Here is a 12,808-nt window from a genome sequence, read left to right as displayed (position 1 = left end):
CGTCTTCGTCGACGGCCGCATCGCCGAACAGGGCGGCCCCGAACTCGCCGACCGCCTCGAAGACGAGGGCTACGATCGCTTTCTCACCGAATCGAACGTAGGTTAGGCGCATGGTTTCCACGCTGCCCCCGGCGCGCTTCGATGAAATCGAAGAGGCGCTCAAAGACGTCATGGACCCGGAACTCGGTATCAACGTGGTCGACCTCGGGCTCATCTACGACCTGGGCTGGGACGATGAGAACGATGCCCTGATCATCCACATGACCCTGACCTCGGCCGGCTGCCCGCTGACCGATGTCCTCGAGGAGCAGACCGCCGAGGCGTTGGACGGCGTCGTCGACCAGTTCCGCATCAACTGGGTCTGGATGCCGCCGTGGGGTCCCGAGAAGATTACAGACGACGGCCGCGACATGATGCGGGCCCTCGGCTTTTCTATCTGAACTTCCCCTAACGCACGCGAAAACCCCGATCTCCTCCGGAAATCGGGGTTTTCGCGTGCGTTAGATGGACTGCCGATAGCCGAAGAACTCATGGTCGTTGTGGTACCCACCAAACCCCGCACCGATCTCAGAGAAGTCCTCAACGAACTCGATTCCCTTGATCCACTTCACCATCTTGAAACCCAGCTGCGTTTCGTTGCGCAACCGAAGCGGTGCTCCATGCCCGAAAGATAGGGTCTGCCCGTTGAGGTCATAGGCGAGCATGGTCAGTTTGTAGCTCATCTGCTCGATGGGTTGGGCGTCGTAGTACGTGCCACCGTCCGGACCCGCCGCGAAGGAATAGAAAATGACCCATTTCGCCTCGGGTTTCGGCTGCACCAGATCCAGGATCGTCTGCATTGAGATTCCGCCCCACTTCGCGACCCCTGACCACCCCTGAATACAGAAGTGCTGGGTGATCTGATCGTGATGGGGGAGACCCTGCAACTGTGCGAGGTTCAAATCGACGGGGTTCTCGACGAGCCCGTTGACCCGCAGTGTGTAGTCCGCGAAGTTGCCCGCTCGAAGCGCCTGGTATTCCTCGGAGTCCGGGTATTTGCCGTTATGCCAGAAGTACGGTGAAATGTCCTTCTCCATGTACTGGCCGGGGTTCGCGTCGATGTGTTCAAATAGGCGCTGCGCGCGACCGATCAGCGCGAAACCGACCTTCTGCACCACACGAGGATGCCGATAGGTGAAAGGCGTGGCTGCGAGCCATCCTCCGATAACGACGACCATCGAAGCCGCGAAGATCCCGATGCCGACCCACGATTCACTGTCCTGAGACGCATACATGTGGTTGAGGTTGCGCAGGGCCCCTGTGGTCATCACCAGGGTGACGTGCACAACGATGAACATGACGAACCAGCAGAGCACGAAGAAGTGCAGCGAACGGGCCACCTGGATGCTGAACACCGAGCTGATTTTGCGGAAGCGGGTCGACAGTGCGGGGGACATGCCGAGGCCGGTGACCAGGGCGAGAGGTGCCGCAATGAAAATGGTGATGAAGTAGGCGATCAGCTGCAGACTGTTGTAGTTGGTCCACCCGCTCTCGGCCGGCCAGTTCAAAGACAGGTACTGAAGGGCGGCCGACGCGGCGTTGGGGACGACGTCCCAGCTCAGCGGGACCACGCGCATCCACTGCCCCGTCGCAAAGATAAGAACGCAGAAGATGATTCCGTTGAGCAGCCAGACCGTATCGACGCCGAGGTGCCACCACCGTGCGAGACCGATGGAGTGACGGCGCCCCGGCAGCCCGACACCATCGGGCAAGGTGATTGAGTCCTCCTTCGCCGTGTAGAGCGGATCGCTCGGCACCGGCTTCTGCATGCGAAACCAGTCCTTACCCGGTGTCGAGTGCCGGGTCCAGTACAGCCGCGGATGGTCCGCCATGATGCTGACACCGGACCGGATGATGAAGATCATCATGAAGAGGTTCAGGAAGTGTTGCCAACCGACCCACGCCGGGAACCCGACCGGGGCGTTGTCGGGCAGTGCAGTCGCTCCCGGATACTGGCTCATGAAGTCCTGCACCGCGGGCATCTCCCGCAGCCCCTTGGCAATGGCGATCCCCACGATCAGCAGGACCAGTCCAATGGGTATCAACCACAGCAGATTGAACCACTTGTCCGTGCCGATCCGCACCCGCGGGGCAACGCCGTACTGGGCAGGGACCCGGCCGGCCCAGTGGTGATCCACCACGTGGTACCGCTTCGTGTCCAGTTCCTCCCGAAAACTTCTCCGCGTCCCCCCTGCTCCAATGTCTGTTGCAGGAATATTTCGATCAATCGAGTTTGTATCCATACCGTCCCCATTTGAGAAGCAGGACGCCTCCCCAACCGTGTCGGGAGTGCGATCTACAGCACCGTTATGCCCATCTCCTGCTTGCTGCCTGCAAGTATCCTCTAATTAAACGGAATATATTCCGCATTAATCCGGTTAAGCCCCCGAAGGAGTCGATCCGTGCCCTCGGCTTCTTCATTTGATCCGCATTTGATCCACTCCTGATCCACTCACGTCGAAGGGGCACCGGCCATCTGGCCGGCGCCCCTTCGACGTGTCCTGGGCGGTGATCCGATCCTGGTCACTCGTCCGATGTGTTCTCCTCCGTGCCCATTTCCCGAGCGCCCGTCTCAGCGGACGACGCCAACTCAGACGGCTCCCAATTCTCCAAATCGATCAGGGACGGGTGCGGCCAGACGTCGGTCTCACCCTCCTCGAACATGTCGCCCGCAGGGCTGATGGTTTCCTGTTCCTCATCTGAGCCGGACGGGGGAGACCCGTCCGGGTTCGGTTGGGGGTGGTGCGGCTGATTCGTGGTCCATCGTCGACCTCCTCACATTCGTGCAGCGACCGCTGCGGCTGCAGCTGCAGCCGACGGTAGGCCTCCGCCCTGTTCGCCGCGAGACGAGTGGGTGACTGCTTCACGGCGCACGTCGTGGAAGCCGGCGGATGGCCTATCGTGCGCCAGCTTCCACACGGTGCGCCGCGGGACGCGACAGGCCTGACCACCGGTCGGCATCGGATGCGGCTACGCCTTCGTGACGATGACGGACGCGGGAGTGGGGTTCGCGAACAGGTCGAGAACCGGGCAGTGCGCGTTGACGGTTGCCCGCAGCTCCTGGTAGCGCTCATCGGATTCGAGACCGGTGATGGTGATGTGGAGGCGGATCGCTGAGAAGCCGGCCCGCACGTCCTCGCTTATGCCGAACGGTCTCCGCACGTCGAGGTCGCCCTCCGCGGCAATCTCGATCTCGTCGACCTGGATGCCCAGCACCTGGGCGTTGAGGCGGTAGACGACCACCTGGCATAAGAGCAGGGCGCCGAGCGCAATCTCGACCGGGCTGGCTGCCACAGCGTCTCCGGCCAGGGTTCCGGGCTCGTCAGCGGGGAAGACATGCTTGCCGGCCGTGATGCGGGTGGCGACCGAGCCCTCGCCGGCCGCCGCGACCCGGTAGGTCAGTTTCTATTTCGACGCGTCAGCGCTGATGCGCTCACTCCAAGCGGTTCCGGCGGCGCTGAGGCGGCCAGCACGATCTTCGGCACGGGGGGAGAGTGCGGCGGGCGTCTGCACGAGTGTCATGCCTAACCATAGGAGGCCAGTCTGGCCCGGGCACCCCGCCCGGTCACACAACGTTATGGCCGAGCGCTTCCGCATGGTTCCCGGGCCGAAATGCACCCCGCTTGAACTTTATTCCAGTGTGTAGAATGAGATTCTAAGAAGAAGGGTGAAGTCCTGATGAGCATCAAATCGCGCCGGGAGGCTCAGTCGCGCGAGACCCGCACCTTGATCGTGCGGGCCGCGCTCCAGCTGATGCTTGAGCGAGGGTACATTTCCACCACTCTCGGCTCGATCGCCGCCGAGGCAGGCGTCGCGGTGCAGACCATCTACAACTCGGTCGGTGGCAAAGCCGCCGTTCTCTCCGCCGTGCTCGACCGCGCGGCCGCACGTGCACACGAACCGGAAGCCGGCCCCCCACCGCTGCGCAGTCAGATCGCCGAAGCGCGCACGGCCGCCGAGATCGTCCGAATCCTGACCGGCTGGATCGCCGACCTGAACGCCCAGACGTCCGGGGTGCACCGCGTGATCGCCCAGGCGGCCGGAGTCGATGCAGACATCGCGGAGCTGGAGGTGCGGCGTTCAGCCCAGCGACTTCTCCAGTACGGCGAGGTCGCGACCGCGCTGCGCTCACGGCACAGCCTGCGCGGGGGAGTGAGCGACCACGAGGCGGCGGCAACGGTGTGGGCGCTCGGGCATCCACAGGCCTACCGGTCTCTGGTCCTCGACCTCGGCTGGTCGGATGCCGCTTACCGGGACTGGCTGGCGAAGGCGCTCCAGGGGGCACTTTCGCTTCCCGGCGCACACCGAGGCGCAACCGATCAAATATAGTGGATAGTTGGCCCGCTTCGGCCAGAAAATTCTACGACTCCCCTGAACGGACTGTTGCTGTGCTGAGTGTGCAAAATCTCGAAATCCGAGTTGGGGCGCGCGTGCTCATGGAAGACGTCAGTTTCCGCGTTTCCGCCGGTGACAAGATCGGCCTGGTCGGTCGCAACGGGGCTGGTAAGACGACACTGACGAAGACTCTGGCGGGTGAGACAGTTCCGACCAACGGCTCGATCGACCGCACCGGTGAGATCGGCTATCTGCCCCAGGACCCCCGCTCGGGCGACCCGGACATGCTCGCTCGGACCCGAATCCTGGATGCCCGTGGCCTCGGCACGATCTCCCTGGGTCTTGCCCAGGCCGGTATCGACATGGGCAGCGACGACCCCAAGACCAGCGCCAAGGCCATGCGCACCTACGGCAACCTCACGGATGAGTTCAACGCGCTCGGCGGCTACGCGGCCGAGGCGGAAGCCGCGTCGATCGCCAGCAACCTGAACCTTCCCGACCGCATCCTCGACCAGCAGCTGCGAACCCTGTCCGGCGGACAGCGCCGCCGCATCGAACTCGCCCGTATCCTGTTCTCGGCCGCGGAAACGATGATCCTCGACGAGCCCACCAACCACCTCGACGCCGACTCCGTGGTCTGGCTGCGGGAGTTCGTCAAGAACTATCGCGGCGGATGCATCATCATCAGCCACGACATCGAGCTGGTCGGCGACACGGTGAACCGGGTGTTCTACCTCGACGCCAACCGCATGGTCATCGACATCTACAACATGAACTGGAGGAACTACCAGCGGCAGCGCGTGGCCGACGCGGACCGTCGTAAGAAAGAACGCGCCAACGCCGAGAAGAAGGCGTCGACCCTCCAGCTGCAGGCCGCGAAGTTCGGCGCCAAGGCGAGCAAGGCTGCCGCCGCCCACCAGATGGTGGCGCGCGCCGAGAAGCTCCTGTCCGGACTGGACGCCGTGCGGGCAGTCGACCGCGTCGCCAAACTGCGCTTCCCCGAGCCCGCCCCGTGTGGGCGCACCCCGCTGATGGCCACCGACCTCTCTAAGAGCTACGGCTCGCTGGAGATCTTCGCGGCCGTGGATCTGGCCATCGACCGCGGCTCGAAAGTGGTCATCCTCGGCCTCAATGGTGCGGGCAAGACCACACTGCTGCGCATGCTCGCGGGCGTGGATAAGCCGGACACCGGAGAGATCGTGCCCGGCCACGGCCTTCGGATCGGCTACTACGCGCAAGAGCACGAGACGATCGACGTCAAGCGCAGCGTGCTGGAGAATATGGTGTCCTCCTCGCCCAACATCACTGAGATGGAGGCGCGCCGGGTTCTGGGCTCGTTCCTCTTCACCGGCGACGACTCGCACAAGCCCGCCGGGGTTCTGTCCGGTGGTGAGAAGACCCGGCTGGCCCTGGCCATGATCGTGGTGTCGGGCGCCAACGTTTTGCTGCTCGATGAACCGACTAACAACCTCGACCCGGCCAGCCGCGAGGAAATCCTTGACGCCCTGGCGCACTATGCCGGGGCTGTCGTCCTCGTGAGCCACGACGAGGGCGCTGTCGAGGCGCTGAACCCCGAGCGCGTGTTGATCATGCCCGATGGCACTGAGGATCACTGGAACAAGGACTACCTTGATCTGATCATGCTCGCCTGATCACCCTTCCTGAGCACAGCACTGCCCGGGCCGACTGGCCCGGACGTTCGTGTCTCCGTGTCCTTCTGACCTGCCGATCATCTGCCGTCGATGAGCTCGTCCTCGATCTCCGAGTCGCTGCGCGGTTTGGCAGCCTGACGGCGGGCACGCTCGGCGGCGCGAACGCGCTCGTCCGGGTCGTCGAAGTTCACGGCTCGGTACTCTTGCCGGATAGCCCAACCCAGACCGACGAAGCCCATCAGGGCGAACACGAACCATTGGAATGCGTAGGACAGGTGAGGCCCCTCGTCTTTAACCGGGCGGGTGACCGCCACGGGACGTTCGTCCGGCGTCGGTTCCTCGGAAGCCATCAGCCCGTACGCGCCGGTGTACGTCGGAAGGTCCAGCCGGGTGGACACCTCGTCGAGGTTGATCGTCGCGATCTGGTCGCCCGTGGCCGATCTCCCGGCCAACGAAGGCTCACCGGCCTTGAGCCGGGCGGTGACGGTGACAACCCCCGAGGGGGCGGTTGGCACGGATGCCGGGGCGTCGGGGGTCTGCCCGGTCGGCAACCAGCCCCGGTTCACGATGAAGACCGAGCCGTCGGCGAGTAGCAGGGGAGTGAGAACCTCGAAACCCGGGTTGATATTGAGCGGGCGGTTGCGCACGATCAGCTCGTCGTCCGTCAAATACGTGCCGGTCATGACAACGGGCAGCCACTTCTGAGACGCGGAGAACGCGTCCAGGCCAGGCAGAGCCTCGGCCAAGGGAACCGGGTCCGCCGCATAGTTGGTCTCCACTTTGTTCATTTCGGAGAGTGCGTCGGAGCGGCGCGCGAGCTGCCAGAGACCGAGCCCGGAGCAGACGGCCGCAAAGAGGATGGTCAGCGCAAGGTATCCGGCCCAGCGCCGGGTGAACGCAAATTTCCAGCCGATCACGCCGGCCCGGCTTCCGGCTCTACAGCCTCAAGGGAGACCGGAAGAGGCGAGACGGCTAATGGGAAGTCTCGGCTGGCCAGGAAATCGCGGAGGTAATCGACGTGAAGGTCGCAGGCCAGCCAGGTCTTCACGCGGTCTTGAGCGTGAATACGGGGATTGCGCCAGTCCAACCGCCAGTCGGCGTTCTCACGACAGCCGGCGCGCGAGCAGTTCGTCGTTTCGAGATCGGCGCCGAGGCCGATCACGTTCCGCTCTCGTCATTGTCCGGTCCACGAGGCGGCGCCCGGAACACCTGCACGGCTCCCGGTCGGACGACCGTGGACGCCACGGCGCCGCCCTGAACGTTCGCAAAGACGACCGCGAAGTAGGGAAGGGCGATCGCGCCGATGGCGCAGACGAGCAGCCACCAGCCCTGGACGAAGAGCATCAGCACGATGCAGACCATCCGGATGCCCATGGCGATCGAGTATTTGATCATCCGGGCACGACGCAGCTCCTCGGGTGATGGGGGGAGCGAGGTGATCGACTGCTGCTTCATGGATGCCATCGATTCGGTCAGTCGGGGGAGTTTTCCCTGTAAATTCTACGTCTCGTCGGACTTAAACGTAGACGCCCTAAACTGGAAAACACGTGCGTACGGCTGTTCGTTCGCTGAGAAAAAGAGATTGGACCCAGCATGACGACTGGCAGAACTGTCCTTGTCACCGGGGGAAACCGCGGCATCGGATTCTCTATCGCGGAGGAGTTCATCAGGCAGGGACACCGCGTCGCGGTCACCGCCCGCTCTGGGGACGGCCCCAGCGGCAGCCTGACGGTGCGCGCGGATGTGACGGACGCCGCATCCATCGACGCCGCGTTCACCGAGATCGAGGCGGCGCTCGGCCCCGTCGAGGTGGTTGTCGCCAACGCGGGCATCACCAGGGACATGCTGCTGATGCGCATGAGCGAAGACGACTTCACCTCGGTCATCGACACCAACCTCAGCGGCGCCTTCCGAGTCGTGAAGCGTGCGTCCAAGGGGATGCTCAAGGCCCGGTTCGGCCGCATCGTGCTGATTTCCAGCGTGGTCGGCCTGTACGGCTCCGCGGGACAGGTCAACTACTCCGCCTCGAAGAGCGGTCTGATCGGCCTCGCCCGTTCGGTGACCCGTGAGCTGGGCGGGAGGGGCATCACGGCCAACGTCGTCGCACCGGGTTTCATCGAAACCGATATGACCGCAAAACTCTCCGAGTCGCAGCAGGCCGACTACAAGCGCAGCATCCCGGCGGGACGATTCGCGACTCCGGTCGAGGTGGCTCGGGTTGTCACCTGGCTTGCCGGGGACGACGCCGGGTACATCTCCGGCGCGGTCATCCCCGTCGACGGCGGACTGGGGATGGGGCACTAACCGCGCAGACCGAGTATCGGCAGGACCTGGCTCAGGTCGCGGGTATCCAGGGCCAGGTCCGCCTGCGCCCTCACGATCGGTTGCGCGTTGAAAGCGATGCCCAGACCGGCTGCCCGCATCATCGTGAGGTCGTTTGCTCCGTCGCCGACGGCGACGGTCTGGGGCAGGGCTACGCCCTCGAGGGCGGCCCACTCCCGCAGGGCCGCGGCCTTGGCGGCGGCGTCGATGACGGGTCCGACCAGGCCGCCGGTGAGGCAACCGTCGGCCACCTCCAGCCGGTTCGCCCGCCAGTGATCGAGGCCGAAGGCGGCAGCGAGCGGGTCGAGCACCTCGTGGAAGCCGCCCGATACCACCCCGATTCTGCTGCCCCGGGCGTGCAGGCCGTCGATGAGTTCCTGCACCCCGGGAGTCGGGCGGACGAGCCGCCCGACCTCCGCGAAAACATCCGTGGACAGTCCGGCCAGAGTCTTGACCCGGAGCCGTAGACTCTGCGCGAAATCGATCTCGCCGCGCATGGCCTGCTCGGTCACCTCGGCGACGAGAGCCAGCGAGCCGGCCGCATCCGCGAGCAGCTCAATGACCTCATCTTCGATCAGGGTGGAATCGGCGTCCAGGACGACGAGGAAACGAACGAACTCGGTCACGGGTGGACGTGGACTCCCTTGCCGACGACGGTGATGCCGGACTCGGTGACGCTGAAGCCCCGTGCGCGGTCCCGCTCACGATCAATGCCGACTTCCGCTCCGGCGGCGACCACCACGTCCTTGTCCAGAATCGCCCGACGCACGGTCGCACCGGGTTTGATCTGCACCCGGTCGAAGACGATCGAGTCCACCACCTGGGCGCCGGAATCGATGGCGGCCCAGGGGCCGAGAACACTGCGTTCGATGTGCGCTCCCGAAATGACGCAGCCGAGGGAAACGATCGAGTCGATCATGGTGCCGAGGAAGCCGCGTCCGTCCCGGACGAACTTCGCCGGCGGAGAGTTGAGCTGCTGGCTGAAGATGGGCCACTTCTGGTTGTAGAGGTTGAAAACGGGCAGTGCGCTGATCAGGTCCTGGTGTGCCTCGAAGAAGGAGTCGATGGTACCCACGTCGCGCCAGTAGTCGCAGTCGCGGTCGGTGGATCCGGGGACGTCATTGAGCTTGAGGTCGTAGACGCCGGCCTCACCGCGGGACACGAAGTCGGGAATGATGTCGCCACCCATGTCGTGGCTCGAGTCGGCGCGTTCGCCGTCGCGCAGGACGGCCTCGATCAGCGCCTCCGTGTTGAAAACGTAGTTGCCCATGGACGCGAAGACCTCGTGCGGGGCATCGGCGAGGCCGACGGCATCCTTCGGCTTCTCGCGGAAATCACGGATGCGGTCCGGCGTCGCCGCGTCGACCTCGATGACGCCGAACTGGTCGGCCAGACCGATCGGCTGACGGATGGCCGCGACGGTTGCGGCGGCTCCGGAGGCGATGTGAGCCTCGATCATCTGGCTGAAGTCCATCCGGTAGACGTGGTCGGCTCCGACGACGACGACGATGTCGGGCTTCTCGTCATGGATCAGGTTGAGGCTCTGCAGGATCGCGTCCGCGGATCCGCTGAACCAGCGCTTGCCGAGGCGCTGCTGCGCCGGCACCGATGCGATATAAGAGTTGAACAGGCCACCAGAAACGTGCCAGGTCTGGGAGACGTGACGGTCAAGGCTGTGGGACTTGTACTGGGTGAGAACCACGATCTGGGTGAGGCCCGAATTGATCAAATTCGACAGCGCGAAGTCGATCAGCCGGTAATGACCCCCGAAAGGAACGGCCGGTTTCGCACGGTCCTCCGTCAACGGCATGAGCCGTTTTCCTTCTCCGCCGGCGAGCACGATTCCAAAGATCTTCTTTGACTGCATGTCTTTACAGTAGAGCCATTCGTCACGTCGATCCAGCACGAGTGGGTGTGCCTCCGGCCAGCCTGCGCTAGCTTTGCCTCATGCGAGTGGATCTGTTGACCAAGGAATACCCCCCGGAGATTTATGGCGGAGCAGGCGTGCATGTGGCGGAGCTTGTGAAGGCCCTTCGCACCGGCATCGACGTCTCCGTGCGATGTTTCGGCGCGCTCCGCGACGCCGTCGACACCCACGCGTATGAGGTGCCGGCGGAACTGGCCGGCGCGAATGCGACGCTGGCCACGCTCGGCGTCGACCTCCAGATGGCGCAGGACGTGCAGGGCGCCGACATCGTGCACTCCCACACCTGGTACGCCAACGGCGCCGGTCACCTCGCGAAGCTCCTGCACGGGATCCCGCACGTTGTGACCGCGCACAGCCTCGAGCCGCTCCGCCCGTGGAAGGCCGAGCAGCTCGGCGGAGGCTACCGGGTCTCCAGCTGGATCGAACGCACCGCCTTCGAAGCCGCGGATGCCGTCATCGCCGTCAGCGGTGGGATGCGCCGCGACATCCTGCGCAGCTATCCAGCACTTGACGCTGCTCGGGTGCACGTCGTCTACAACGGCATCGACCTCGAACGGTGGAAGCCCACGGACGACCGGGACACCGTGCGGGCACTGGGCATCGACCCGGACCGGCCGGCCGTGGTCTTCGTGGGCCGCATCACCCGGCAGAAGGGGCTTCCCTACCTGCTCCGCGCGGCAGCCCTGCTGCCACCGGAGGTGCAGCTGGTGCTCTGCGCCGGCGCCCCCGACACCCCGGGCATCCTGGCCGAGGTCACGGCCGGGGTCGAGGCCCTCCAGCGCGAACGCTCCGGCGTGGTCTGGATCGATCGCCTCCTGTCGCAGCACGACCTGGCCGCCGTGCTCACTGCCGGCACCGTCTTCGTTTGTCCGTCGGTCTACGAACCGCTCGGCATCGTCAATCTGGAGGCTATGGCCTGCGGGCTGCCGGTCGTCGGGACGGCCACCGGGGGCATCCCCGAGGTGGTCGCCGACGGCGTGACCGGCCGGCTCGTGCCCATCGACCAGGCCACCGACGGAACCGGAACTCCCATCGATGCCGACCTTTTCGTCTCAGACCTGTCGCGCACCCTGATCGAGGTCCTCGCCGACCCGGCCAACGCCGCCGCGATGGGCCGAGCCGGCCGGGTCAGGGCCGAGCAGATGTTCAGCTGGACCCAAATCGCCACCCGCACCCGGGAGATCTACGCCTCACTACTCTGAGTCGGGCTCCGACTAACCGCCCAAACGGGTGCTGCAGGAATGCCCGGCACCCGTTTCGCGTGTCTGGGCATCGGCGGCGGCAGATAACATGGCTTTATGGTCAACGTTCTCCACTTCACCGACGTCTCCGTCGTCCGGGATGGCACACCCATCCTCGACTCAGTGAACTGGAGTGTTGATGACGACCAGCGCTGGGTGATCCTGGGCCCGAACGGCGCCGGCAAGACCACGCTGCTGCAGATCGCCGCCGCCCTCATCCACCCGTCGAGCGGAAGTGCCGTGGTTCTTGACGAACCGATCGGACGCACCGACCTCTTCGAGCTGCGGCCGCGGATCGGGTTCGCCTCGACGGCGATGGCCCGCCGGGTCCCCGCGAACGAGAAGGTCCTCGATGTGGTGATGACGGCCGCGTACTCCGTCACCGGGCGCTGGACCGAAGAGTACGAAGCCATCGATGAGCGCCGCGCCCAGCGGGTGCTGGGCGAGTGGAAGCTCGATACTCTGTCCGACCGTAAGTTCGGCACGCTGAGCGACGGCGAGCAGAAGCGGGTGCAGATCGCGCGGTCCATCATGACCGACCCCGAGGTTCTGCTTCTGGATGAGCCGGCCGCCAGCCTCGACCTCGGCGCGCGCGAGGAACTGCTGCAGCTCCTCGGCGGCTACGCGAGCGAGTCGGGGTCGCCGGCGATCATCATGGTCACCCACCACGTCGAGGAAATCCCCCTCGGCTTCACGCACGTCCTGCTCCTGTCCAACGGCCGCATCGTCAGCGCCGGGCCCATCGCCGACGCGCTGACCGCGGAGTCACTGACCGAGGCGTTCGGTCTGTCCATCGAGTTGCACGAGACCGACGGACGTTTCAGCGCCCGCGCGATCTGACCGCCACCGGATGGCGGTCACAGCCAGTGGATTCTGCTAAACTTGACAGTCGGTCCTCGGGCCGCACGGTTTTTTCTGCCGCACCTGGCGAGTCTGTACTCGCTAATCGAAGCGCAACTCACCAATCGAACAGCAATAAGGAAGTCTTCATGAAGTCTGACATTCACCCCACGTACGCTCCCGTGGTTTTCCGCGACCTCGCGTCGGGTGCGACGTTCCTTACCCGTTCGACGGTCTCCAGCTCCAAGACCATCGAGTGGACCGACGGAACCACGTACCCGGTCATCGACGTTGAGATCTCGTCGGAGTCGCACCCGTTCTACACCGGCAAGCAGCGGATCATGGACTCCGCCGGCCGCGTCGAGAAGTTCAACTCGCGTTACAAGGGCTTCGGCAAGTAGAACCGCGCCATACCGCGGCATCCTGCACATCGAAAGGGCGACCAGCTTCGG

The 12,808-nt window shown here is 64.7% G+C and carries 14 protein-coding genes and 1 pseudogene; 8 read left to right on the top strand and 7 right to left on the bottom strand.

All coding sequences use genetic code 11. The features are described 5' to 3' along the window. Both sufC and CXY79_RS12975 read left to right on the top strand, forming a co-directional pair. Positions 1-106 (top strand): annotated as a pseudogene (gene sufC / locus CXY79_RS16595) (Fe-S cluster assembly ATPase SufC); the annotation flags it as partial. 4 nt (positions 107-110) lie between these two features. Then, positions 111-440: a metal-sulfur cluster assembly factor gene (locus CXY79_RS12975; RefSeq protein ID WP_104102197.1), complete on the top strand. Its 330-nt coding sequence runs from the start codon at positions 111-113 to the stop codon at positions 438-440. Between the two features lie 60 nt (positions 441-500). Here the strand turns inward: CXY79_RS12975 and CXY79_RS12970 are convergent, their stop codons facing one another. Continuing rightward, positions 501-2,180, bottom strand: a complete 1,680-nt coding sequence (locus CXY79_RS12970; RefSeq protein WP_233191469.1) for a molybdopterin-dependent oxidoreductase — start codon at positions 2,178-2,180, stop codon at positions 501-503. Between the two features lie 829 nt (positions 2,181-3,009). Then, the gene (locus CXY79_RS16590) at positions 3,010-3,333 is read right to left on the bottom strand and encodes an OsmC family protein (RefSeq protein ID WP_233191468.1); all 324 of its coding nucleotides are present in this window, start codon (positions 3,331-3,333) and stop codon (positions 3,010-3,012) included. Between the two features lie 384 nt (positions 3,334-3,717). Here CXY79_RS16590 and CXY79_RS12960 point away from each other — a divergent pair, with 384 nt between their 5' ends. Both CXY79_RS12960 and CXY79_RS12955 read left to right on the top strand, forming a co-directional pair. Next, positions 3,718-4,368 (top strand): TetR/AcrR family transcriptional regulator, encoded by a 651-nt coding sequence (locus CXY79_RS12960; protein WP_104102192.1) that lies wholly within the window; start codon positions 3,718-3,720, stop codon positions 4,366-4,368. A gap of 59 nt (positions 4,369-4,427) precedes the next feature. Next, a complete protein-coding gene (locus tag CXY79_RS12955; protein ID WP_104102190.1) occupies positions 4,428-6,026 on the top strand; it encodes an ABC-F family ATP-binding cassette domain-containing protein in 1,599 nt (532 codons plus the stop codon). A gap of 77 nt (positions 6,027-6,103) precedes the next feature. On the opposite strand, the gene CXY79_RS12950 is transcribed toward CXY79_RS12955, so the two are convergent. From CXY79_RS12950 to CXY79_RS12940, 3 genes are read right to left on the bottom strand one after another with little or no spacing between them, the layout of a single operon-like run. After that, positions 6,104-6,943 carry an SURF1 family protein gene (locus CXY79_RS12950; protein WP_104102187.1) on the bottom strand — a complete coding sequence of 280 codons (840 nt, stop codon included), beginning with the start codon at positions 6,941-6,943 and terminating at the stop codon, positions 6,104-6,106. Then, positions 6,940-7,188 carry a hypothetical protein gene (locus CXY79_RS12945; protein ID WP_104102184.1) on the bottom strand — a complete coding sequence of 83 codons (249 nt, stop codon included), beginning with the start codon at positions 7,186-7,188 and terminating at the stop codon, positions 6,940-6,942. Before CXY79_RS12945 ends, CXY79_RS12950 begins: the two co-directional genes overlap by 4 nt. Then, positions 7,185-7,490, bottom strand: coding sequence for a DUF3099 domain-containing protein (locus CXY79_RS12940; RefSeq protein ID WP_233191467.1), 306 nt, complete (start codon positions 7,488-7,490; stop codon positions 7,185-7,187). Before CXY79_RS12940 ends, CXY79_RS12945 begins: the two co-directional genes overlap by 4 nt. A 129-nt stretch (positions 7,491-7,619) precedes the next feature. Between CXY79_RS12940 and fabG the strand changes: the two genes are divergently transcribed. After that, positions 7,620-8,330 carry a 3-oxoacyl-ACP reductase FabG gene (gene fabG / locus CXY79_RS12935; protein WP_104102181.1) on the top strand — a complete coding sequence of 237 codons (711 nt, stop codon included), beginning with the start codon at positions 7,620-7,622 and terminating at the stop codon, positions 8,328-8,330. On the opposite strand, the gene serB is transcribed toward fabG, so the two are convergent. After that, positions 8,327-8,974, bottom strand: coding sequence for a phosphoserine phosphatase SerB (serB, locus tag CXY79_RS12930; RefSeq protein WP_104102179.1), 648 nt, complete (start codon positions 8,972-8,974; stop codon positions 8,327-8,329). The two genes, fabG and serB, sit on opposite strands and share 4 nt — an antisense overlap. Continuing rightward, a complete protein-coding gene (gene glgC / locus CXY79_RS12925) occupies positions 8,971-10,215 on the bottom strand; it encodes a glucose-1-phosphate adenylyltransferase (RefSeq protein ID WP_104102176.1) in 1,245 nt (414 codons plus the stop codon). The genes serB and glgC overlap by 4 nt, the downstream gene beginning before the upstream one ends. A gap of 80 nt (positions 10,216-10,295) precedes the next feature. Here glgC and glgA point away from each other — a divergent pair, with 80 nt between their 5' ends. The 3 genes from glgA to CXY79_RS12910 all read left to right on the top strand — a co-directional run bounded on the left by glgA (position 10,296) and on the right by CXY79_RS12910 (position 12,757). Further along, positions 10,296-11,477: a glycogen synthase gene (gene glgA / locus CXY79_RS12920; RefSeq protein WP_104102174.1), complete on the top strand. Its 1,182-nt coding sequence runs from the start codon at positions 10,296-10,298 to the stop codon at positions 11,475-11,477. 96 nt (positions 11,478-11,573) lie between these two features. Next, the gene (locus tag CXY79_RS12915; protein WP_104102172.1) at positions 11,574-12,356 is read left to right on the top strand and encodes an ABC transporter ATP-binding protein; all 783 of its coding nucleotides are present in this window, start codon (positions 11,574-11,576) and stop codon (positions 12,354-12,356) included. Between the two features lie 149 nt (positions 12,357-12,505). Beyond that, positions 12,506-12,757, top strand: a complete 252-nt coding sequence (locus CXY79_RS12910; RefSeq protein WP_104102169.1) for a type B 50S ribosomal protein L31 — start codon at positions 12,506-12,508, stop codon at positions 12,755-12,757. The last annotated feature ends 51 nt before the right edge of the window (positions 12,758-12,808 follow it).

Origin of the sequence: Cryobacterium sp. M96 (assembly GCF_002929845.1) — a bacterium.
GTDB classification, from domain to species: Bacteria; Actinomycetota; Actinomycetes; order Actinomycetales; family Microbacteriaceae; genus Cryobacterium; species Cryobacterium sandaracinum.
The sequence above is the reverse complement of the archived record's forward strand: the minus strand, read 5'-3'. Positions and strand labels throughout refer to the sequence as shown.